Below are 19,770 nucleotides of genomic sequence, written 5' to 3' on the forward strand. Positions count from 1 at the left end.
ATAAGCAGTGTAGCCAGAGCGGACATATTCCAGCGGCGATATAAAGTCATGGATCCTAGTCGCTAAATTCATACCTGCCCCGGCGCCACCCGGCCATCACACGACTGACACGCCGCGCGCCTCTTTATGCTCTACAGTAGTTAGCAGGCTCATGCCGCCCCCGGCCCGGCACCGCACGACGGCGCCGCGCGGGCCCCGCGCGCATGGACCTGCCGAAACGACCCCGGGGAGACACCATGCTGGCGGAAAGCGAAACGCGACTGGCCCGGTTGCTGGCCGACCTGATGCAGTTCGCCCAGGGGCGCCTGCCCGGCGACATGTTCGCCAGGGCGGAGCCGTTCCTGCGGCACTACTACGACCTGGCCGACGCCGACGACCTGCTGCAGCGGGAAGTGGCCGACCTGTACGGCGCGGTGATAGCGCACTGGCAGACCGCGCAGCGCTTCGTCTCCGGCAGCGCCCGGCTGCGGGTCTACAACCCCAACCTGGAGCAGCACGGCTGGCATTCCGATCACTCCGTGGTGGAGATCGTCAACGACGACATGCCGTTCCTGGTGGATTCGGTGACGATGGAGATCAACCGGCTCGGGCTGGCCCTGCACTCCGCCATCCACCCGGTGTTCCGGGTCTGGCGTGAGGCCGACGGCAGCATCGCCAGGGTCGCGCTGCCCGGCGACGGCGAGGCCGGCGCACCGCCGGCGAACACAGCGGCGGACACAGCGGCGGACACGCCAGCCGCGGGCGGGCCGCGGCTGGAATCGTTCATCCACTTCGAGGTCGACCGCTGCGGCGACGCCGCCACGCAGGAAGCGCTGCGCAACGGCATCGCGCGCGTGCTCGGCGACGTGCGCGCCGCGGTCGAGGACTGGCCCGGCATGACCGCCACCGCCGCCGCCACCGTCGAGACGCTGGCCCAGCCCCCGCACGGCCGCCAGCCGGAGACCCAGGAAGCCTGCGCTTTCCTGCAATGGATGCTCGACGACCACTTCACCTTCCTCGGGCAGCGCGACTACGAACTGATCACCCAAGACGGCCGCTTCTACCTGCGCGGCGTGGCCGGGTCCGGCGCCGGCATCCTGCGCGAGAGCCTGCGCCCGGCGGAGGCCGGCGCGCTCACCGAGCTGCCGGCGGCCGCCAGCAGCGTGATCGAGGGCAGCTCGCCGATCTTCGTCACCAAGGCCAACTCGCGCGCGACCGTGCACCGGCCCGGCTACCTGGACTACATCGGCGTCAAGCTGGTCGACGCCAACGGCAAGCTGTTCGGCGAGCGCCGCTTCGTCGGGCTCTACACCTCCACCGCCTACATGATGTCGTGCGCGGAGATCCCGCTGGTGCGGCGCAAGTTCGCCAACGTCCTGGCGCGCGCGGGCTTCCTGACCAAGGGCCACCTGTACAAGTCGCTGGTGACCATCCTCGAGCAGTATCCGCGCGACGAACTGTTCCAGGCCGACGAGGACGAGCTGGCCGACATCGCGCTGGGCATCCTGCGCCTGCAGGAACACCAGCGCATCCGCCTGTTCGTGCGCCGCGACCGCTTCGACCGCTTCGTCTCCTGCCTGGTGTTCGTGCCGCGCGACAAGTACAACACCGACCTGCGCCAGCGCATCCAGAAGCTGCTGATGACCGCGTTCCACGGCAATGGCTGCGAGTTCACGCCGCAGTTGTCGGAGTCGCCGCTGGCGCGCATCCAGCTCATCGTGCGCGGCGAGCCCGGCACCATGCCCGAGGTCGACCCGGCCGAGCTCGAGGCGCGCATCGTGCAGGCCGCGCGCCGCTGGCAGGACGACCTCGCCGCCGCGCTGCTCGACAGCAACGGCGAGGAACAGGGCAACCGCCTGCTGCGCCGCTACGGCGATGCGTTCCCGGCCGGCTACCGCGAGGACTATCCGGCCCGCACCGCGGTGCGCGACATCGAGCTGATGGAGGCCGCGCTGGCCAGCGGCGGCGTGGCCATGAACCTGTACCGGCCCATCGAGGCCGCGCCCGGCGCGTTCCGCTTCAAGGTCTACCGCGCGCGCGAGCCGATCGCGCTGTCGCTGAGCCTGCCCATGCTGGAGCATCTCGGCGTGCGCGTGGACGAGGAGCGGCCCTACCTGATCGAGCCCAGCGGCGCGGCGCCGGTCTGGGTGCACGACTTCGGACTCGAGATGGCCGACGGCGTGGCCGCCGGCGCCGGTGCCGACCTCGGCGCCGACATCGAGCGCATCAAGGCGCTGTTCGAGGATGCCTTCGCGCGCGCCTGGAACGGCGAGATCGAGAACGACAATTTCAACCGCCTGGTGCTGCGCGCCGGGCTCGCCGCGCGCGACGTCACCATCCTGCGCGCCTATGCGCGCTATCTGCGCCAGGTCGGCTCGACCTTCAGCGACGCCTACATCGAGCGCGCGCTGACCGGCAACCCGGCCATCGCCGCGCAACTGGTGGCGCTGTTCGCGGCGCGCTTCGACCCGGCCACCGAGGCCGCGCGCGCGGCGCACTGCGAGCGGCTGCTGCAGGCCATCGGCGGCGCGCTCGACCAGGTGCCGAACCTGGACGAAGACCGCATCCTGCGGCTGTTCCTCGGCGTCATCAACGCCACCGTGCGCACCAACTATTTCCGCCACGGCGCCGACGGCGGGCCGCGCCCGTGCCTGTCGTTCAAGTTCGACCCGGCCCGCGTGCCGGGCCTGCCCGAGCCGCGCCCGATGTTCGAGATCTGGGTCTACTCGCCGCGCGTCGAAGGCGTGCACCTGCGCGGCGGCCCGGTGGCGCGCGGCGGCCTGCGCTGGTCGGACCGGCGCGAGGACTTCCGCACCGAGGTGCTCGGCCTGATGAAAGCGCAGATGGTCAAGAACACCGTGATCGTGCCGGTCGGCAGCAAGGGCGGCTTCGTGGTCAAGCGCCCGCCGCTCGCCGGCGACCGCGACGCGGTGCTGCAGGAAGGCATCGCCTGCTACCAGACCTTCCTGCGCGGCCTGCTCGACGTGACCGACAACCGCGTCGCCGGCGCGCTGGTGCCGCCGCCCGAGGTGGTGCGCGACGACGGCGACGACCCCTATCTGGTGGTGGCCGCCGACAAGGGCACGGCGAGCTTTTCCGACTACGCCAACGCGATCTCCGCCGAATATGGCTTCTGGCTCGGCGACGCCTTCGCCTCGGGCGGCTCGGTCGGCTACGACCACAAGAAGATGGCCATCACGGCGCGCGGCGCGTGGGAATCGGTCAAACGCCATTTCCGCGAGATGGGCATCGACATCCAGTCCACCGATTTCACCGTGGCCGGCGTCGGCGACATGTCCGGCGACGTGTTCGGCAACGGCATGCTGCTGTCGCCGCACATCCGGCTGGTGGCGGCCTTCGACCACCGCCACATCTTCCTCGACCCCGCGCCCGACCCGGCCGCCAGCCTGCGCGAGCGCCAGCGCCTGTTCGCGCTGCCGCGCTCGAGCTGGGCCGACTACGACGCCAGCCTGATCTCGGCCGGCGGCGGCGTGTTCCCGCGCACCGCCAAGGCCATCGCGCTCACGCCCGAGGTGCAGGCCTGCCTGGGCACCAGCGCCGCGGCGCTGTCGCCGGCCGACCTGGTCCACGCGATCCTGCTGGCGCCGGTCGACCTGCTCTACAACGGCGGCATCGGCACCTACGTCAAGTCCAGCCGCGAGACGCATGCGCAGGTCGGCGACCGCAGCAACGACGCGGTGCGCGTCAACGGCGCCGAACTGCGCTGCAAGGTGGTGGGCGAAGGCGGCAACCTCGGCTTCACCCAGCTCGGGCGCATCGAGTTCGCGCTGCACGGCGGGCGCATCAACACCGACGCGATCGACAATTCCGCCGGCGTGGACTGCTCCGACCACGAGGTCAACATCAAGATCCTGCTCGGCCTGGCGGTGTCCGACGGCGAGATGACCGAGAAGCAGCGCAACAAGCAACTGGCGGAGATGACCGACGAAGTCGGCCTGCTGGTGCTGGAGGATAACTACTACCAGACCCAGGCGCTCTCGGTGGCCGGCCGCGGCGCCGCCGCGCTGCTCGACCAGGAAGCGCGCCTGATCCACTGGCTGGAGCGCGCCGGGCGCCTCAAGCGCGCGCTGGAGTTCCTGCCCGCCGACGAGGAAGTGGTCGAGCGCAAGGCGGCCGGGCTGGGCCTGACCTCGCCCGAGCGCGCGGTGCTGCTGGCCTACAGCAAGATGTGGCTGTATGACGAACTGCTCGCATCGAGCCTGCCCGAGGACCCGCTGGTGGCGGGCCTGCTGCCGGCCTACTTTCCGCGGCCGCTGCGCGAGCGGCATGCCGAGGCCATGCTGCGCCACCCGCTGCGGCGCGAGATCCTGTCCACGCACCTGACCAACACGCTGGTCAACCGCGCCGGCGCCACCTTCGTCCACCGCATGCTGGAAGAGACCGACGCGCGCCCCGCGGACATCGTGCGCGCCTGCCTGATCGGCCGCGACGTGTTCGGGCTGGAGCCGCTGTGGGCCGAGATCGACGCGCTCGACAACCGCGTCGACGACGAAGTGCAGGCGCGCATGTTCGCCGCCGTGGGCCGGCTGCTGGAGCACGCCAGCCTCTGGTTCCTGCGCCATGCGCGCGCCGGCGGCGGCCAGGACGGCGGCGAAAGCGCGCGCTACGCCGAGGCCGCGGCCTGGCTCACGCCGCAGTTGCCGGCGCTGCTGGCCGCGCCCGAGGCGGCGGCGCTGGCCGAGCGGCGCCAGGCGCTAGCGCAGGCCGGCGTGGACGACGCGCTGGCGCTGCGCGTGGCCGCCGGGGAAATCTGCGCGGCCGCGCTCGACATCGCCGACGTGGCGGCCGCCACGCAGCGCGGCCTGGCGCTGGTGGCCAGCGTCTACTTCGCGCTCGACACCGAGTTCAGCTTCGGCTGGCTGCGCGAGCGCGCCCAGGCCCTGCCCGCCGACAGCCACTGGGACCTGCTGGCGCGCACCACGGCGCTGGAAGACCTGGGCCGCCTCAAGCGCGCGCTGACCGTGAGCGTGCTGTCGCAGCCGGTGGAACTGGACACCACGGAGAAACTGATCGAAGCCTGGCGCAACGGCCGGCAAGCCCAGATCGAGCGCTTCTCGCGCATGCTGGCGGACCAGCGCGCCTCGGGCGCGGCGGGCTTGTCGATGCTGTCGGTGGCGATCCGCGAGATCGGGCTGCTCGAGCGCAGCCAGCCCGGCTGCTAGGACGATCGGGCATTTGGGCGCTCGGGCGCTCGGGCGTTGGGACGTTGAGGACATCCGGACAGGCGCGGCAGGCGGCGCCGCGCGGAAGCTGGACGCGAGCGCCGGGCTTTGGGGACAATGGGCGCATCGCGCCCGCCGCCTTCCGCGGCGGCGCCAACCGGACCCGCGATGAACCGAACCCTCAAGACCGCAATCGCGGCGGCGCTCGCCGTCGCCGCCACCAGCTATGCCAGCCCCTACTGGACGCTCTACCAGATGCGCGCGGCCATCCAGGCGCACGATGCCGACAAGTTCTCGCGCTACGTCGACTACCCCGCCCTGCGCGAAAACCTCAAGGAGCAACTGACCGCGTCGCTGCAGCAGAAGCTCGGCGCGGCGCCGGCCCTGCGCGACACGCCGCTGGCCGGCATCGGCCAGGCCATCGGCCAGGCCGTCATCCACACCATGATCGACACGATGGTGTCGCCGGCCGGCGTGATGGCGCTGATGGCCGGCGAGAAGCCCGCCGCCGCGCCTTCGGCACCCTCAGCGCCGCCGGCATCCACCCCCGCCCCGCGGCAGGACTCGCCGGGCGCGGAAGACAGCGCACCGAAGCGCGAAGCCGCGAAGGACGCGATCAGGTATGCACTGTCCTACCGCGGCCTGAACACGGTCGAGGCGTCGGCCACGAAGGACAACGGCGAGCGCATCGTCATCGGTCTCACGCGCGACGGCCTGTGGAGCTGGAAATGGAGCCGCATCGCCTTGCCGGACGTCGCCTTGCCCGCGCGCTAGCGCGCGGGAGGCGGCCGGCTCAGCGCACCCACTTGGCCTCGAGCAGCACCGCGGCCTTGATGGCCGCGACGGTCTCTTCCTCGCTGCGGAATTCGCCCAGCAGGCGCTTGGACTTGCCGCTCAGCACCGCGGCCTGCAAGGCCTTGGCAGAAGCCTCGGAGGTGCCCGGGTGCCAGCAGTAGCGCGCCGTCCAGGTGCCGTCCTGCAGGCGTTCGGCCACCCAGATGACGCGGAAATCCTCGAACACAACCCCGAAAGGTTCGTCTTCGTCCATCACACATACCTCCAAGACTCGTGATCGCTCCCCTCGGACAACACGGCCGTGCGCGGGCGGCCGGTGCCAGCAAGGCTGTCCGGCCGCGATCGGCTTCGGCACGGGCAGCGTGTCGCCGTCTTGCGGCGATCTGATCGGTCAGGGCTGGAGGCCCCCCTGATTTTTGCGTGATGCTAGCATGCGGCGCGGCGGTTCTGCCAGCGGTGCCGGCCGCCTCAGGTGGGGGGAATGTCGTGGCTGCCGCGTACCAGCAGGTCGGCCGGGCCGTCGCCCAGCACGCGCGGGCGGCGTGGCTGCAGTTCCAGCCCGAGGCGGATCAGCAGCTCGAACGCATCCGCCAGCAGATGCTGCTGGCGCGGCAGCAGGCTGGCGTACGGCATGTCGTAGATGGACTGGTGGGCACCGCGCGTGCCCTTGAGGCCGCGGTCGCGCGCCATGTCGGACAGCAGCGCGGCGAAGCCGTGCAGGTCCTCGGCGGCCAGGGCGGTGTTGAGCACGGCCGCCAGCACGTGTGGCGGCGACGAACCCCAGCCTATGGCGTCGGCGTTGGCCGCGCCCTTTTCGGATGCATCGAATGAGTTCATACCCCGATTAACGACCGCGACCCGCCGCCATGTAGGCCGGGACGCAAAACTTCTGGCGCGCGCGGCACCGCCGCTCAGTCCGCCGCATAGGCAACATGGTCCACCGTGGCATCGATCAGGCGGCAGGCGCGCGCCTGGGCACGGTCCGCCACCTCCAGCAGATCGCCCTGCTCATGGCCCATCCACGACTGCAGCGGCGAAGGATTGCGCACCTCCCCCTTGCCCTCCCGCACGATCGACGCGCTCACCAGGCAGCCGCGCGCGTGCTGCTGCACCGAGATCAGGACCACGTGGCCGCGGTAGTGCAGCGTTCTCGATTCGCTCATGATGTCTCCCTTTGCCGGGCATCGTAGCATGCCGCGGCGCAACGGGAGCGCGGCGCCGGCAGCGGGTCAGACACACTCCAGCGGCCGCTCGTGCGGGCGCCGCCCCATGCGCCAGACATTGGGCGGGTCGCCGTGGGCCGCGTTCTGGAACATCCACGCGCCGCACACCGTGCAGTGCCACGGCCGGTCCACCCAGCGCGAGTTGATCTCCAGGCCGAGCGCGCCCGCGCCGGACGCGGCCAGGTTCTCGTGCGGCAGCACCGAGGCCGGCGCGCCGACGAGCAGATGGCAGGGATCGCAAGCCTGCATGCCGTTACTCCAACGAGGCCGCCGGCGGCCGCTTCACGAAGCGCCGCCGAACGGGTCGGCCGCGCCCTGGCCCGGCAACTCGGCCAGGTCGAATTCGTCGCGCGCCTTGTCCACCACGATGCGGATGCTCTTCTCGAAGCCGCTGGCATTGCCGAATGCCTTCATGTCCCAGTTGCGCCCGCGCGCGTCGCGCGGCTGCGCCTGCGGCAACGGCACGCGCACCTTCGCGCCGTCCTCGATGATGTCGTCGATACGCTGGATGCGCCGGCTCACCTCGTCCTGCAAGGCCCGTGCAGAGCGTTCGCGTTTGGCCATCGTCCACTCCTCGTCGTTGCGACCGGATGCTGCGGAAACCCGATGCCGCGAAAAAAGGCCGCGGCGATGCCGGCGCCTGCAGCGAACAAACGTCTGTTCCGAAAGACATGCAGAGCGCGCGGCCACGCCTTGATTGTAGAGTCAGCGCCGGAGCACTACAAACCCGATCATCTGCCCGCGTTCGCGCAAAGCGCCGATGTTTTTCCGGCCATGACGACATGGCTTCGATCCTTCGCGGCAATGGCCCGGCAATTACGTAAATTGACCGATGCGCGGGTATTGCGGATATTCGAACATTTTTCGGATGCAAAAAGAAGCGCGGACAAAAAGAAAAAACCCGCACAGTCTTCACTGTGCGGGTTTCTCATGATGCTGGTCGGGGCGAGAGGATTTGAACCTCCGACCACCTGCACCCCATGCAGGTACGCTACCAGGCTGCGCTACGCCCCGAAAGAAAAAGATTATATCAGAAGCATTTGCTCGCTGGCTAGACCCTTGATGCACTTTTTACTGGTGCCGCGCGATCTGCCGAAGCTGCGCGAGCAGGTGCTGGACTTCCACCAGCTCATTGCGCAGGTTGTTGATGTCGAGCGAGAAGACCGGCGCCTCGTCGGCCGCCGCCGCGACCGCGGCCTGCTCTTCCTCAGCCGGCGCATGGCCGTGCTGCCGCCCTTCGTCGAGGCGGTTGCGCGCGCCGTTGATGGTGAAGCCCTGCTCGTACAGCAGGTCGCGGATGCGGCGGATCAGCAGGACTTCATGGTGCTGGTAGTAGCGCCGGTTGCCGCGCCGCTTGACCGGCTTGAGCTGCGTGAATTCCTGCTCCCAGTACCGCAGCACGTGCGGCTTGACAGCGCAAAGCTCGCTGACTTCGCCGATGGTGAAGTAGCGCTTGGCGGGAATCGGCGGCAACGAAATGCGTTCGCTGGGTCTTTCCGACATACGGTGAATGGGCGGGCTTCAGGCCGTGCCGGCAGTGGTTGGCATGCCCGCGCGGACAGGTGCGCGGGCACGCGGGGCGATTCGGTACGGCAACCGAAGCGGCAATCGAAACGACGGACAGATGAGCAGGATAGCGACTGGCGGCGCGGCTGGCAAACCGGCGTGAACCGGCGACGTGAACGCGCGACGCCAGTTCGCGGCGTCAGCCCGCGGTCAGCCCGTCACCGCGATGCCGGCGCGTTCCTCCACCAGCGCCTTGAGCTTCTGGCTGGCATGGAACGTCACCACGCGCCGCGCGGTAATGGGAATGATCTCGCCGGTCTTGGGATTGCGCCCGGGGCGTTGCGGCTTGTCGCGCAGCTGGAAGTTGCCGAAGCCGGACAGCTTGACGCTGTCGCCGTGTTCCAGCGCTTCGCGAATCACGTCGAAGAAGGCCTCGACCATGTCCTTGGATTCGCGCTTGTTGAGACCGACCTGGTCGAACAGCATTTCGGCGAGCTCGGCCTTGGTGAGCGTGGGTACCTCGGCGGCACGGGCGTCGGCGGCCTCGTCGTCGAGCGATGCTGCCTGCCGGTCGCCTGCCTCACCCATTGCTGCGGCCATGAGATGCGCGTGTCGATCGTTCATTGTCATTCAGTGTGCGATCCGCCCGGATGCGGATGTCCGGGCGCTCCATTGTCATGTCGTCACGCCAGCCGGCGTGCCCGCTGGTTCAGCCGCGCAGCCGCGCCTGGAAGGCAGCGCCCGCGGCTTCGACCATGCAGCGCACCGCGCTGTCGACGGTTTCGTCCTGGAGGGTCGCCCCAGTATCTTGCAAGGTCAGGCGGAACGCAAGGCTTTTCTCGTCCGCGCCGATGGCCGCGGAAGCGGCCTTCGGGCGGAACTCGTCGAACAGCGCGAGGCTCTGGCAGTAGCGCCCGTAGCCCTGTTTTTCGAGCGCCGCGCGCATGGTGTCGAGCAGGTCCTGCACGCGCACGGCCTGCTTCACCACCAGCGCCAGGTCGCGCACCGCGGCCGGGAACCTGGAGATTTCGGTGTAGCCCGGCAGCCCCACTTCGCGCAGCGCCTGCAGGTCCAGCTCGAACACCACCGGCGCCTGGCTGAGCTCGTATTCCTGCAGCCAGCGCGGATGCAGTTCGCCGATCACGCCGGCCGGCTTGCCGTCGATCAGCACCTGCGCGGCGCGGCCCGGGTGCAGCGCCGGATGCGAGACCGGCTCGAAGCGCGCCACGCGCGGATGCAGCAGCGCCTCGACGTCGCCCTTGACGTCGAAGAAGTCCACCGGGCGCGTGGCCACGCCCCACTGTTCCTCGAAGGCCGGGCCGTAGGCGATGCCGCCGGCCACCAGCGGCTGGCGATAGCCTGCCACGGTCAGGCCGCCGTCCGCCACCGACGCGTCGCGGTGGAACACGCGGCCGACCTCGAACAGGCGCACGCGCGAGGCCTTGCGGTTGAGGTTGTAGCGCACCTTGTCGAGCAGGCCGCCGATCAGCGTCGAGCGCATCACGGCAAGCTGGCTGGCGATCGGGTTGAGCAGGCGGATCGGGTTGTCGTTGGCGGCGAAGTCGCGTTCCCACTTCTCTTCGACAAAGGCGAAGTTGATCACTTCCTGGTAGTCGCGCGCGGCGATCGCGTGGCGCACCACGTGGTTGGAGCGGCGCGCCTCGCCGGTCGGGCGCATCTCGCTCTCGGCCACCGGCGGGCGCGCCGGGATGCGCTCGAAGCCGTAGATGCGCGCGACTTCCTCGATCAGGTCTTCCTCGATCTCGATGTCGAAGCGGTAGCTCGGCGGCGTCACCACGAACACTTCGCCGTCGGCGCCCTGCTCGCGCGTGAACTGCAGCCGCAGGCGCTGGAACACGTCGGTGATTTCCGCCGACGACAGCGCGATGCCGAGCACGCGCTCGGCGCGCGCCACGCGCAGGCGCACCGGCTTGCGCTGCGGCAGGTTGACGATCTGGTCGTCGACCGGGCCGGCCTGGCCGCCGCAGATCTCGAGAATCAGCGCGCTGATGCGCTCGATGTGCTCGACCGTGGTGGCGTAGTCCACGCCGCGCTCGAAGCGGTGGCCCGCGTCGGTGGCGAAGTTGTAGCGGCGCGAGCGGCCCTGGATCGCCTCGGGCCACCAGAACGCGGCTTCGAGGTAGATGTTGGCGGTGTCGAGCGAGACCGCGGTGCTGTCGCCGCCCATGATGCCGGCCAGGCTCTCGATTTCCTTGTCGTCGGCGATCACGCCGACCTGCTCGTCGAGCTCCACGGTGTTGCCGTTGAGCAGCTTGAGCTGCTCGCCCTTGCGGCCCCAGCGCACGTCGAGCCCGCCGTGGATCTTGTCCAGGTCGAACACGTGCGAGGGGCGGCCCAGCTCGAGCATCACGTAGTTGGAGATGTCCACCAGCGCGGAGATGCTGCGCTGGCCGGCGCGCTCGAGGCGCTGCACCATCCAGGCCGGCGTGGCCGCGCGCGCGTTCACGCCGCGGATCACGCGGCCGGAGAAGCGGCCGCACAGGTCGGGCGCCGACACCTTGACCGGCAGCTTGTCGGCCAGCGTCACCGCGACCGGCTTCATCTCCGGCAGCGTCAGCACGGCGCCGGTGAGCGCGGCGACTTCGCGCGCCACGCCGTGGATCGACAGGCAGTCCGCCTTGTTGGGCGTGAGCTTGATGACGAAGACCTGGTCGTCGAGGTCCAGGTACTGGCGGATGTCCTGCCCGACCGGCGCGTCCGGCGGCAGGATCATCAGGCCGCCGTGGTCTTCCGACAGCTTGAGCTCGCGCGCCGAGCACAGCATGCCGAAGCTGTCCACGCCGCGCAGCTTGCCGACCTTGATCTCGAACGGCTTGCCGCCCGCCTCGGCCGGCGGCAGCACCGCGCCGACCAGCGCGCACGGCACCAGGATGCCGGGCGCCACGTTGGGCGCGCCGCACACGATCTGCAGCGTCTGGCCGGTGCCGGCATCGACCTGGCACACGTTGAGGCGGTCGGCGTTGGGATGGCGCTCGGTGGCGAGCACGCGGGCCACCACCACCTTGTCGAACGGCGGCGCGACCGGGCCGACCTCTTCCACCTCCAGCCCGGCCATCGTCAGGCTGTGCGAGAGCGCGTCGGTAGTGACCTTGTCGGGATTGACGAAACTGCGAAGCCAGGATTCCGAGAATTGCATGGCGCTTCTGATCCGGTAAGTATTCTGTTCTGTTGAGTCGGTGACGTTAGGCTCTGGCGCGCGGGCGCCTCAGGCGAACTGGCGCAGGAAACGCGCGTCGCCTTCGAAGAACAGGCGCAGGTCGTTGATGCCGTAGCGGAGCATGGTCAGGCGTTCGAGGCCGGAGCCGAAGGCGAAGCCGATATAGCGCTCGGGGTCCAGCCCCATGTTGCGCAGCACGTTCGGGTGCACCTGGCCCGAGCCCGAGATCTCCAGCCATCTGCCGTTGCCGAAAGCCATGTCGATTTCCGCCGACGGCTCGGTGAACGGGAAGTACGACGGGCGGAAGCGCACCTGGATGTCGTCGCGCTCGAAGAACTTGCGCAGGAAGTCGGTGTACACGCCCTTCAGGTCGGCGAAGCTCACGTCCTCGCCGATCCACAGGCCCTCGACCTGGTTGAACATCGGCGAGTGCGTGGCGTCGCTGTCGACGCGGTACGTGCGGCCCGGGCAGATCACCTTGATCGGCGGCATCGCGCGGCCCTTGTACTTCTCCACGTGCATGCGCGCGTAGCGGACCTGCATCGGGCTGGTGTGGGTGCGCAGCAGCAGGAGCTTGCCCTCGCTGTCGCGGCCGTCCACGTAGAAGGTGTCCTGCATCGAGCGCGCCGGATGGTTGTCCGGGTTGTTCAGCGCGGTGAAGTTCATCCAGTCGGTCTCGATCTCGGGGCCGTCGGCCACGTCGAAGCCGACCGAGCCGAAGATCTGCTCGACGCGCTCCCAGGTGCGCATCACCGGGTGCAGGCTGCCGCGCGCCACGGCGCGCCCGGGCAGCGTGACGTCGATGGCCTCGGCAGCCAGCCGCGCGTTCATCAGCGCGTCGGCCAGCGCCTGGCGGCGCGCGTTGAGCGCGGCCTCGACCTGCTGCTTGGCCTGGTTGATGCGCGCGCCTTCGCTCTTGCGCGCCTCCGGGTCGAGCTTGCCGAGGCTCTTGAGCAGCTCGGTGAGCGCGCCGGTCTTGCCGAGAAAGCGGGCTTTTTCGTTTTCCAGCGAGGCGTTGTCGTTGGCGGCGGCGAAGGCGGCCTGGGCGTCGGCGACGATTTGATCCGGATCCAGAGACATGGCGGCGGTCGGCGATAAATTTGGCGTCCGGGTCACGGGAAGGGCCCGGGCGTGGGTTGGCACTAGGTGCGATGTGGGTGCCGGGCCCCGCGCGGCACCGGGAGCGGCGCGGGGCTCGTTTCGGATGCCGTCTCGCCCGCCGCGCCCGCCTGGCCGGCGGCGCGCAAGAAGACACAAACGGCATTCGAAATGAAAACGGGGCTCGGTGAGGAGCCCCGTTCTTGCAGGTCCGCCGGACGCGAATCCGGTGGAGATGCTGTCGACCTTGCGGTCGGTGCTTGCCCCCGGCCCGCCGCGCAGCTAGCGCGCCGGGCCGGAGCCGGCATCAGGCAACGGAGGCTTTCACCTGGTTGACGATGGCGGCAAAGGCAGGCTTGTCATGGATGGCCATGTCCGACAGCACCTTGCGGTCCAGTTCAATCGAGGCCTTCTTCAGACCGTTCATGAACACGCTGTAGGTCAGGCCATGCTCGCGCGTCGCGGCATTGATACGCGCAATCCAGAGCGCGCGGAACACGCGCTTCTTGTTGCGGCGATCGCGGTACGCGTACTGGCCGGCACGCATGACCGCCTGCTTGGCGATGCGGTAGACGTTATTGCGACGGCCGCGGAAACCCTTGGCAGCGTCGATGACTTTCTTGTGGCGGGCCCGTGCAGTGACCCCACGCTTGACTCGAGGCATGAAATGCTCCTTTCGTTTTCGTTAGGGGTTATGCGTAGGGCATCATTGCGCGAACGGACTTCAGGTTCGTCTCATGGACGTCCTGGGTGCCGCGCAGTTGACGCTTGTTCTTGGTGGTCTTCTTGGTCAGGATGTGACGCTTGAAGGCCTGGCCACGCTTGAACGAACCGTTCGGACGCGCAGTAAAGCGCTTGGAAGCGCTTTTCTTGGTCTTCATCTTCGGCATGAAAAACTCCAGCTCTATGACATGCATGCAGGTGGCCGGCTGGCGCCGACGCTTGCATGACCCGCATCCACTTGTTGTTGCGCGGCGCCCCGAGGGGCTGTCCGCGCCGTATTCGCGCACCGCCGCGCCCGGCGGAATTCTCCACCTGGCCGCGGCGACGCGCAGAATCTTACTTCTTCTTCTTGGGAGCCAGCACCATCACCATCTGGCGCCCTTCCATCTTCGGCATCTGCTCGACCTGGCCGACTTCTTCCAGGTCCGCCTTCAGGCGTTCGAGCACACGCGCGCCGATTTCCTGGTGCGCCATCTCACGGCCGCGGAAGCGCAGCGTGATCTTGGTCTTGTCGCCGTCTTCCAGGAACCGCTTCAGGTTGCGCAGCTTGACGTTGTAGTCGCCGTCATCCGTACCCGGCCGGAACTTGACTTCCTTGACCTGGATGATCTTCTGCTTCAGCTTGGCGTCGTGCGCGCGCTTGGCTTCCTCGTACTTGAACTTGCCGTAGTCCATGATACGGGCAACCGGCGGCACCGCGGTCGGCGCGATCTCCACCAAGTCCAAGTCCTTATCCTCAGCCAGGCGAAGCGCGTCCATGAACTTGACGATGCCGAGCTGCTCATTATCAACCCCGACCAGGCGCAATTCGGGTGCGCTGATTTCGCGGTTGATGCGATGACCTTTGTCTGTAGCGATGTTGCGTTACCTCAAGAAGACAAAAAACAAGCCGTGCTCATCCCATCAGGCTTTGCTGGCAACGTCCTGTTGCAGACGCTCCACAAACGCGGAAACGGGCATCACACCCAGATCCGCATTGCCACGGGCACGCACGGCCACTTGATTGGCATCCCGCTCCTTGTCGCCCACTACCAGCAGGTAGGGAATCTTCTGAAGGGAATGCTCGCGGATTTTATACGTAATTTTCTCGTTACGCAAATCCGCCTTGGCCCTAAATCCTTGTTTTAGCAGTGATTGCACGACGTTTTCGGCATATTCCGCCTGCGAGTCGGCAATATTCATCACGATGACCTGTTCCGGCGCCAGCCACGCGGGCAGCGCGCCGGCGTGATTCTCCAGCAGGATGCCCAGGAAACGCTCGAACGAGCCCAGGATGGCCCGGTGCAGCATCACCGGGCGCTTGCGCGCGTTGTCCTCGGAGACGTATTCGGCGCCCAGGCGCTCCGGCAGCACCAGGTCGAGCTGCAGCGTGCCGCACTGCCACGAGCGGCCGATCGCGTCCTTGATGTGGTACTCCACCTTCGGGCCGTAGAAAGCGCCCTCGCCCGGCAGTTCCTCCCACTCCACGCCGCAGGCGCGCAGCGCCAGGCGCAGGCCTTCCTCGGCGTGGTCCCAGACCTCGTCCGAGCCGGCGCGCTGGTCGGGGCGCAGCGACAGCTTGACCGCCACGTCCTTGAAGCCGAAATCGTCATAGACCGAGAAGGCCAGTTCGTTGAAGGCCTTGGCCTCGGCCACGATCTGCTCTTCCGTGCAGAAGATGTGCGCATCGTCCTGCACAAAGCCGCGCACGCGCATCAGGCCGTGCAGCGCGCCCGAGGGCTCGTTGCGGTGGCAGGCACCGAACTCGGCCAGGCGCAGCGGCAGGTCGCGGTAGGAGCGCAGACCGTGGTTGAAGATCTGCACGTGGCCCGGGCAGTTCATCGGCTTGATCGCGTAGTCGCGCTTTTCCGACTCCGTGACGAACATGTTCTCCTTGTAGTTCTGCCAGTGGCCCGACTTCTCCCACAGCGAACGGTCCATCACCTGCGGCGTGCGCACTTCCTCGTAGCCGGCCTGCGTCAGGCGGCCGCGCATGTACTGCTCCACGGCCTGCCACACCTGCCAGCCCTTCGGATGCCAGAACACCATGCCGGGCGCCTCTTCCTGCAGGTGGAACAGGTCGAGCAGCTTGCCCAGCTTGCGGTGGTCGCGCTTCTCGGCTTCCTCGAGCATGTGCAGGTAGGCTTCCTGGTCTTCCTTCCTGGCCCAGGCCGTGCCGTAGATGCGCTGGAGCATCTCGTTCTTGGCGTCGCCGCGCCAGTAGGCGCCGGCCACCTTCATCAGCTTGAAGACCTTGAGCTTGCCCGTGGACGGCACGTGCGGGCCGCGGCACAGGTCGACGAACTTGCCTTCGCGGTACAGGCCGATTTCCTGGTCCTGCGGAATCGACGCGATGATCTCGGCCTTGTACTTCTCGCCCATCGACTCGAACAGCTTCACGGCCTCGTCGCGGCTCCAGACTTCGCGCGTCACCTGCTCGTCCTTCTTGGCGAGCTCGGCCATCTTCTTCTCGATGGCGACGAGGTCCTCGGGCGTGAAGGGGCGCTTGTACGAGAAGTCGTAGTAGAAGCCGTTCTCGATCACCGGGCCGATCGTCACCTGCGCGTCCGGGTACAGCTCCTTGACGGCGTAGGCCAGCAAGTGCGCCGTCGAGTGGCGGATCACGTCGACGCCGTCGGCGTCCTTGTCCGTCACGATGGCCAGGCTCGCGTCCTGCTCGATCCGGTAGCTGGTGTCGACCATGCGGCCGTCCACCTTGCCGGCCAGGGCCGCCTTGGCCAGCCCGGCGCCAATGCTCTGCGCCACTTCTGCGACCGTCACCGGGCCGGGAAACTCGCGGCGGGAACCATCCGGCAGCGTGATTGCGATCATCTTGCACCTCATCAGGAATCCACCCGCCGGCGTCTGCGCGGCGGCAAGCGGATGAAAAGCATCTTGTAGCACCGGGCAGCCATGCGGGGCATGGGCCAGGCAGCGGGGATTTCGCGCGGTCGCATCGGCCGGCGACCGGCAGCATAGCAGGCGGCTAACGAGCGACAGACGAAAAAAAACGCAGCCAAGGCTGCGTTTTTCTCGATTTCAACTCCGGCCGGACCGGGATCAAGGCGCACCTCGACTACTGTCGCTAATTAGCGGTAGTAGTTCGCGATGTCTTCATCATGGCGCCTTCCGTTCCTGTGAGCGGGTTGAACCGGTACTGCGAAACTGGATACTGCGAATTGGTACTGCGCTACTGCGAGGTTACTGCCTGCTGCAATGCTTTTGGTAGGCTCGATTGGACTCGAACCAACGACCCCCACCATGTCAAGGTGGTGCTCTAACCAGCTGAGCTACGAGCCTACTGCCACACTACTGCCCTACTTCTTTTTCTGCTGCACCGCCGTGCCGCACCATGTCGTGCTTCACGCCAGCGCACTACCAGAATTGCTTACCACTGCGAATTCGTTGGTAGGCTCGATTGGACTCGAACCAACGACCCCCACCATGTCAAGGTGGTGCTCTAACCAGCTGAGCTACGAGCCTAGCGAAAGCGCGAGTATAGCATCACTTTCGTTTCGCCTGCAAGACCCCTGCCACGTCCTCGATCAGCCCGAGCGCGCGCTGCAATTGCGTCGCCTCGGACACCTCGGCGGTGAACTGCATGCGCGCCACGCCCTTGCTCGACAGCGTCTTCACGCCGGTGACGTTGATCTTCTCGCGCGACAGCACTTCGGAGATGTCGCGCAGCAGGCCCTGCCGGTCGACCGCCTCGACGTGGATGTCCACCGGGTAGACCGCGTCGCTCTTCTTGCCCCACTCGGTCTGGATCACGCGCTCCGGCGCGCGCGCCGACAACTGGCCGAAGGTCGGGCAGTTGCGCCGGTGGATCGACACGCCGCGCCCGCGCGTGACGAAGCCGACGATGTCGTCCGGCGGCGCCGGCTTGCAGCACCGGGACATCTGCGTCATCAGCGAGTCCACGCCCACCACCAGCACGCCGCTCTTGGCGCCGCGCGCCACGCTGGTGGCGCGGCTCTTCTTGGTGACGGCCTCTTCCTCGCTGACCGGCGCGGCGGCCTCGCCCTCCGGGTGGCGCAGCGCCTGCTCCACGTGGCGCAGGCTGAACTCTTCCTTGCCCACCGCCGAGAACAGCTCGTCCGGCGTCTTGAAGCCGAGCCGCGCGGCGAGGTCATCCAGGCTGACCGCGGTCTTGCCCTCGCGCTGCAGCGTCTTGTCGATCAGCGCGCGGCCCTGCGCGATGGTTTCCTGCGAGTCGAGCGCGTTGAACCAGGCCCGCACCTTGGCGCGCGCGCGCGGCGCGGCGAGGTAGCCCAGCTCGGTGTTGAGCCAGTCGCGCGACGGGCCGCCCTGCTTGACGGCGATGATCTCCACCGTCTGCCCGTTCTTGAGCGGCGTGTTCAGCGGCACCATCGTGCCGTCCACGCGCGCGCCGCGGCAGCGGTGGCCCAGGTCGGTGTGCAGGTAGTAGGCGAAGTCGACCGGCGTGGCGCCCTGCGGCAGCGCCACCACGCGCGCCTGCGGCGTGAGCACGTAGATGTGGTCGTCGATGGCGGCGTGCTTGAGCTGCTCCCACGACTCGTCGTGCGCCACCGAATGGTCGGCGTCGTCCTTCCACGCCAGCAGCTGGCGCAGCCACGCGATCTTCTCGTCGTAGCGCTCGCTGGCCGAGAACTGGCCGCTGTAGCCCTTGCTGCCGGCTTCCTTGTAGCGCCAGTGCGCGGCCACGCCGTACTCGGCGAAGTGATGCATTTCCTGGGTGCGGATCTGCACCTCGAAGGCACGCCCGTCGTCGCCGATCACCACCGTGTGCAGCGACTTGTAGCCGTTGGCCTTGGGCCGCGAGATGTAGTCGTCGAACTCGCGCGGGATCGGCTGCCAGATATGGTGCACGATGCCCAGCACCGTGTAGCAGTCCTTGATGTCGTCCACGATCACGCGGAACGCGCGCACGTCGTAGAGGTCGGCAAAGTCCAGCTCCTTGCCGCGCATCTTCTTCCAGATGCTGTAGATATGCTTGGGCCGGCCCGTCACCTCGGCGCGGATGCCGGCGGTCTCGAGCTCGGACTGCAGCCGCGCGATGGCGCTGGCGATGTAGCCTTCGCGCTCGATGCGCTTCTCGTCGAGCAGCCTGGCGATGCGCTTGTAGGTATCGGGCTGCTCGAAGCGGAACGCCAGGTCCTCCAGCTCCCACTTCATCTGCCAGATGCCGAGCCGGTTGGCCAGCGGCGCGTAGATGTCCAGCGTCTCGCGCGCCACGCCGGGCAGCGGCTGCGCCTTGACCTGCGCCAGCCAGCGCAGCGTCTGCAGGCGCGAGGCCAGCCGCACCAGCACCACGCGGATGTCCTGCGCGAACGCCAGCAGCATCTTGCGCAGCGCCTCCACCTGCTCCTGGCGCGCGGCGATCTCGTCCTTGGTGGTTTCCGGCGCGCCGCTGTGGCCGACCGCGATCGCGCCGATGCGCAGCAGCTGCCGCACGCCCCTGACCAGCCGGGCGACCTCCTCGCCGAAACGCGGCTCGATATCTTCCTCGCAGCCCGGCACGAACGCCGCCACCGCGAACAGGCAGGCCGCCGCGCGCGCGGCATCGTCGACGCGCAGGCCGTCGAGAATGCGCAGCATGCCCTCGGCATGCGTGAGCACCGGCTCGCCGGTAGGCAGCTGCGCGGCGCCGCCGCGCTCGCGCACGTAGGCCAGCGCGCGCTCCACCAGCCCGGCGTCGGGCGTGCCGGCAACCTGCCCGGCCAGGTCAGTCGACGTCACCATCTCGCTGCACCCGCCTCACTTGAGCGCGGCGGTCACCACCACTTCGATGCGGTACCCGGGATTGGCCAGGCGCGCCTCCACGGTGGCGCGCGGCGGCGTGGCGCCGGGCACCACCCAGGCGTCCCACACCTCGTTCATGATGCCGATCTCGTCCACGTTGGTGAGGAAGATCTGGCACGACAGGATGCGGCTCTTGTCGCTGCCGGCTTCCGCCAGCAGGCGCTCGACGTGGCCCAGCACCTCGCCGGTCTGGCCGCGCAGGTCGGCGGCGGGATCGGTTTCCGCCACCTGGCCGGCGAGGTAGACCACGCCGTTGTAGATCGCGTATTCGGACAGGCGCTTGCCCACGTGGGCGCGCTTCAGTTCACTGGTGCTCATGGCA

18 protein-coding genes and 3 tRNA genes are annotated in these 19,770 nt (G+C 68.2%); 2 read left to right on the forward strand and 19 right to left on the reverse strand.

What is annotated here, in order from left to right; genetic code table 11:
* Nucleotides 1-236: 236 nt before the first annotated feature.
* A complete protein-coding gene (locus tag KF708C_RS20910) occupies nucleotides 237-5,162 on the forward strand; it encodes an NAD-glutamate dehydrogenase (protein WP_059413119.1) in 4,926 nt (1,641 codons plus the stop codon).
* A 168-nt stretch (nucleotides 5,163-5,330) separates the two neighbouring features.
* The gene (locus tag KF708C_RS20915) at nucleotides 5,331-5,936 is read left to right on the forward strand and encodes a DUF2939 domain-containing protein (protein ID WP_059413120.1); all 606 of its coding nucleotides are present in this window, start codon (nucleotides 5,331-5,333) and stop codon (nucleotides 5,934-5,936) included.
* A 19-nt stretch (nucleotides 5,937-5,955) separates the two neighbouring features.
* Here KF708C_RS20915 and KF708C_RS20920 read toward each other — a convergent pair whose 3' ends face one another.
* From KF708C_RS20920 to KF708C_RS21005, 19 genes are all read right to left on the reverse strand, one after another.
* Nucleotides 5,956-6,210, reverse strand: coding sequence for a hypothetical protein (locus KF708C_RS20920; protein WP_020206204.1), 255 nt, complete (start codon nucleotides 6,208-6,210; stop codon nucleotides 5,956-5,958).
* A 215-nt stretch (nucleotides 6,211-6,425) separates the two neighbouring features.
* Nucleotides 6,426-6,794 (reverse strand): hypothetical protein, encoded by a 369-nt coding sequence (locus KF708C_RS20925; protein WP_020206205.1) that lies wholly within the window; start codon nucleotides 6,792-6,794, stop codon nucleotides 6,426-6,428.
* Nucleotides 6,795-6,868: 74 nt separating this feature from the next.
* Nucleotides 6,869-7,120: a hypothetical protein gene (locus KF708C_RS20930; protein ID WP_020206206.1), complete on the reverse strand. Its 252-nt coding sequence runs from the start codon at nucleotides 7,118-7,120 to the stop codon at nucleotides 6,869-6,871.
* Between the two features lie 66 nt (nucleotides 7,121-7,186).
* Nucleotides 7,187-7,429, reverse strand: coding sequence for a hypothetical protein (locus tag KF708C_RS20935; RefSeq protein WP_020206207.1), 243 nt, complete (start codon nucleotides 7,427-7,429; stop codon nucleotides 7,187-7,189).
* 33 nt (nucleotides 7,430-7,462) lie between these two features.
* Nucleotides 7,463-7,744, reverse strand: coding sequence for a hypothetical protein (locus KF708C_RS20940; RefSeq protein ID WP_020206208.1), 282 nt, complete (start codon nucleotides 7,742-7,744; stop codon nucleotides 7,463-7,465).
* A 167-nt stretch (nucleotides 7,745-7,911) separates the two neighbouring features.
* Nucleotides 7,912-8,112: a hypothetical protein gene (locus KF708C_RS35810; protein WP_156173895.1), complete on the reverse strand. Its 201-nt coding sequence runs from the start codon at nucleotides 8,110-8,112 to the stop codon at nucleotides 7,912-7,914.
* Nucleotides 8,113-8,117: 5 nt separating this feature from the next.
* Nucleotides 8,118-8,194 (reverse strand) — tRNA-Pro (locus KF708C_RS20945).
* A gap of 57 nt (nucleotides 8,195-8,251) precedes the next feature.
* Nucleotides 8,252-8,683 carry a MerR family transcriptional regulator gene (locus KF708C_RS20950; RefSeq protein ID WP_029044283.1) on the reverse strand — a complete coding sequence of 144 codons (432 nt, stop codon included), beginning with the start codon at nucleotides 8,681-8,683 and terminating at the stop codon, nucleotides 8,252-8,254.
* Between the two features lie 213 nt (nucleotides 8,684-8,896).
* Entirely contained in the window at nucleotides 8,897-9,310 is a 414-nt protein-coding gene (locus KF708C_RS20955; protein ID WP_029044284.1) for an integration host factor subunit alpha, read from the reverse strand.
* Nucleotides 9,311-9,395: 85 nt separating this feature from the next.
* Nucleotides 9,396-11,843 (reverse strand): phenylalanine--tRNA ligase subunit beta, encoded by a 2,448-nt coding sequence (pheT, locus tag KF708C_RS20960; protein WP_059413121.1) that lies wholly within the window; start codon nucleotides 11,841-11,843, stop codon nucleotides 9,396-9,398.
* A 69-nt stretch (nucleotides 11,844-11,912) separates the two neighbouring features.
* A complete protein-coding gene (gene pheS, locus KF708C_RS20965; protein ID WP_196812941.1) occupies nucleotides 11,913-12,938 on the reverse strand; it encodes a phenylalanine--tRNA ligase subunit alpha in 1,026 nt (341 codons plus the stop codon).
* 331 nt (nucleotides 12,939-13,269) lie between these two features.
* Complete coding sequence (rplT, locus tag KF708C_RS20970; RefSeq protein ID WP_029044285.1) at nucleotides 13,270-13,626, reverse strand: 50S ribosomal protein L20; 357 nt, start codon at nucleotides 13,624-13,626, stop codon at nucleotides 13,270-13,272.
* A 28-nt stretch (nucleotides 13,627-13,654) separates the two neighbouring features.
* Nucleotides 13,655-13,852: a 50S ribosomal protein L35 gene (rpmI, locus tag KF708C_RS20975; RefSeq protein WP_006575466.1), complete on the reverse strand. Its 198-nt coding sequence runs from the start codon at nucleotides 13,850-13,852 to the stop codon at nucleotides 13,655-13,657.
* Nucleotides 13,853-14,021: 169 nt separating this feature from the next.
* Entirely contained in the window at nucleotides 14,022-14,543 is a 522-nt protein-coding gene (infC, locus tag KF708C_RS20980) for a translation initiation factor IF-3 (protein ID WP_081651578.1), read from the reverse strand.
* 45 nt (nucleotides 14,544-14,588) lie between these two features.
* Nucleotides 14,589-16,496 (reverse strand): threonine--tRNA ligase, encoded by a 1,908-nt coding sequence (gene thrS, locus KF708C_RS20985; RefSeq protein WP_059413122.1) that lies wholly within the window; start codon nucleotides 16,494-16,496, stop codon nucleotides 14,589-14,591.
* 391 nt (nucleotides 16,497-16,887) lie between these two features.
* A tRNA-Val gene (locus KF708C_RS20990) sits at nucleotides 16,888-16,964 on the reverse strand.
* Between the two features lie 106 nt (nucleotides 16,965-17,070).
* Nucleotides 17,071-17,147: transfer RNA gene (locus KF708C_RS20995), tRNA-Val, on the reverse strand.
* 21 nt (nucleotides 17,148-17,168) lie between these two features.
* Entirely contained in the window at nucleotides 17,169-19,388 is a 2,220-nt protein-coding gene (locus KF708C_RS21000; RefSeq protein WP_059413123.1) for a RelA/SpoT family protein, read from the reverse strand.
* Nucleotides 19,389-19,403: 15 nt separating this feature from the next.
* Complete coding sequence (locus KF708C_RS21005; protein WP_020202607.1) at nucleotides 19,404-19,766, reverse strand: RidA family protein; 363 nt, start codon at nucleotides 19,764-19,766, stop codon at nucleotides 19,404-19,406.
* Between the last annotated feature and the right edge of the window lie 4 nt (nucleotides 19,767-19,770).

This window comes from Cupriavidus basilensis (assembly GCF_000876015.1).
Classification (GTDB): Bacteria; Pseudomonadota; Gammaproteobacteria; order Burkholderiales; family Burkholderiaceae; genus Cupriavidus; species Cupriavidus basilensis_B.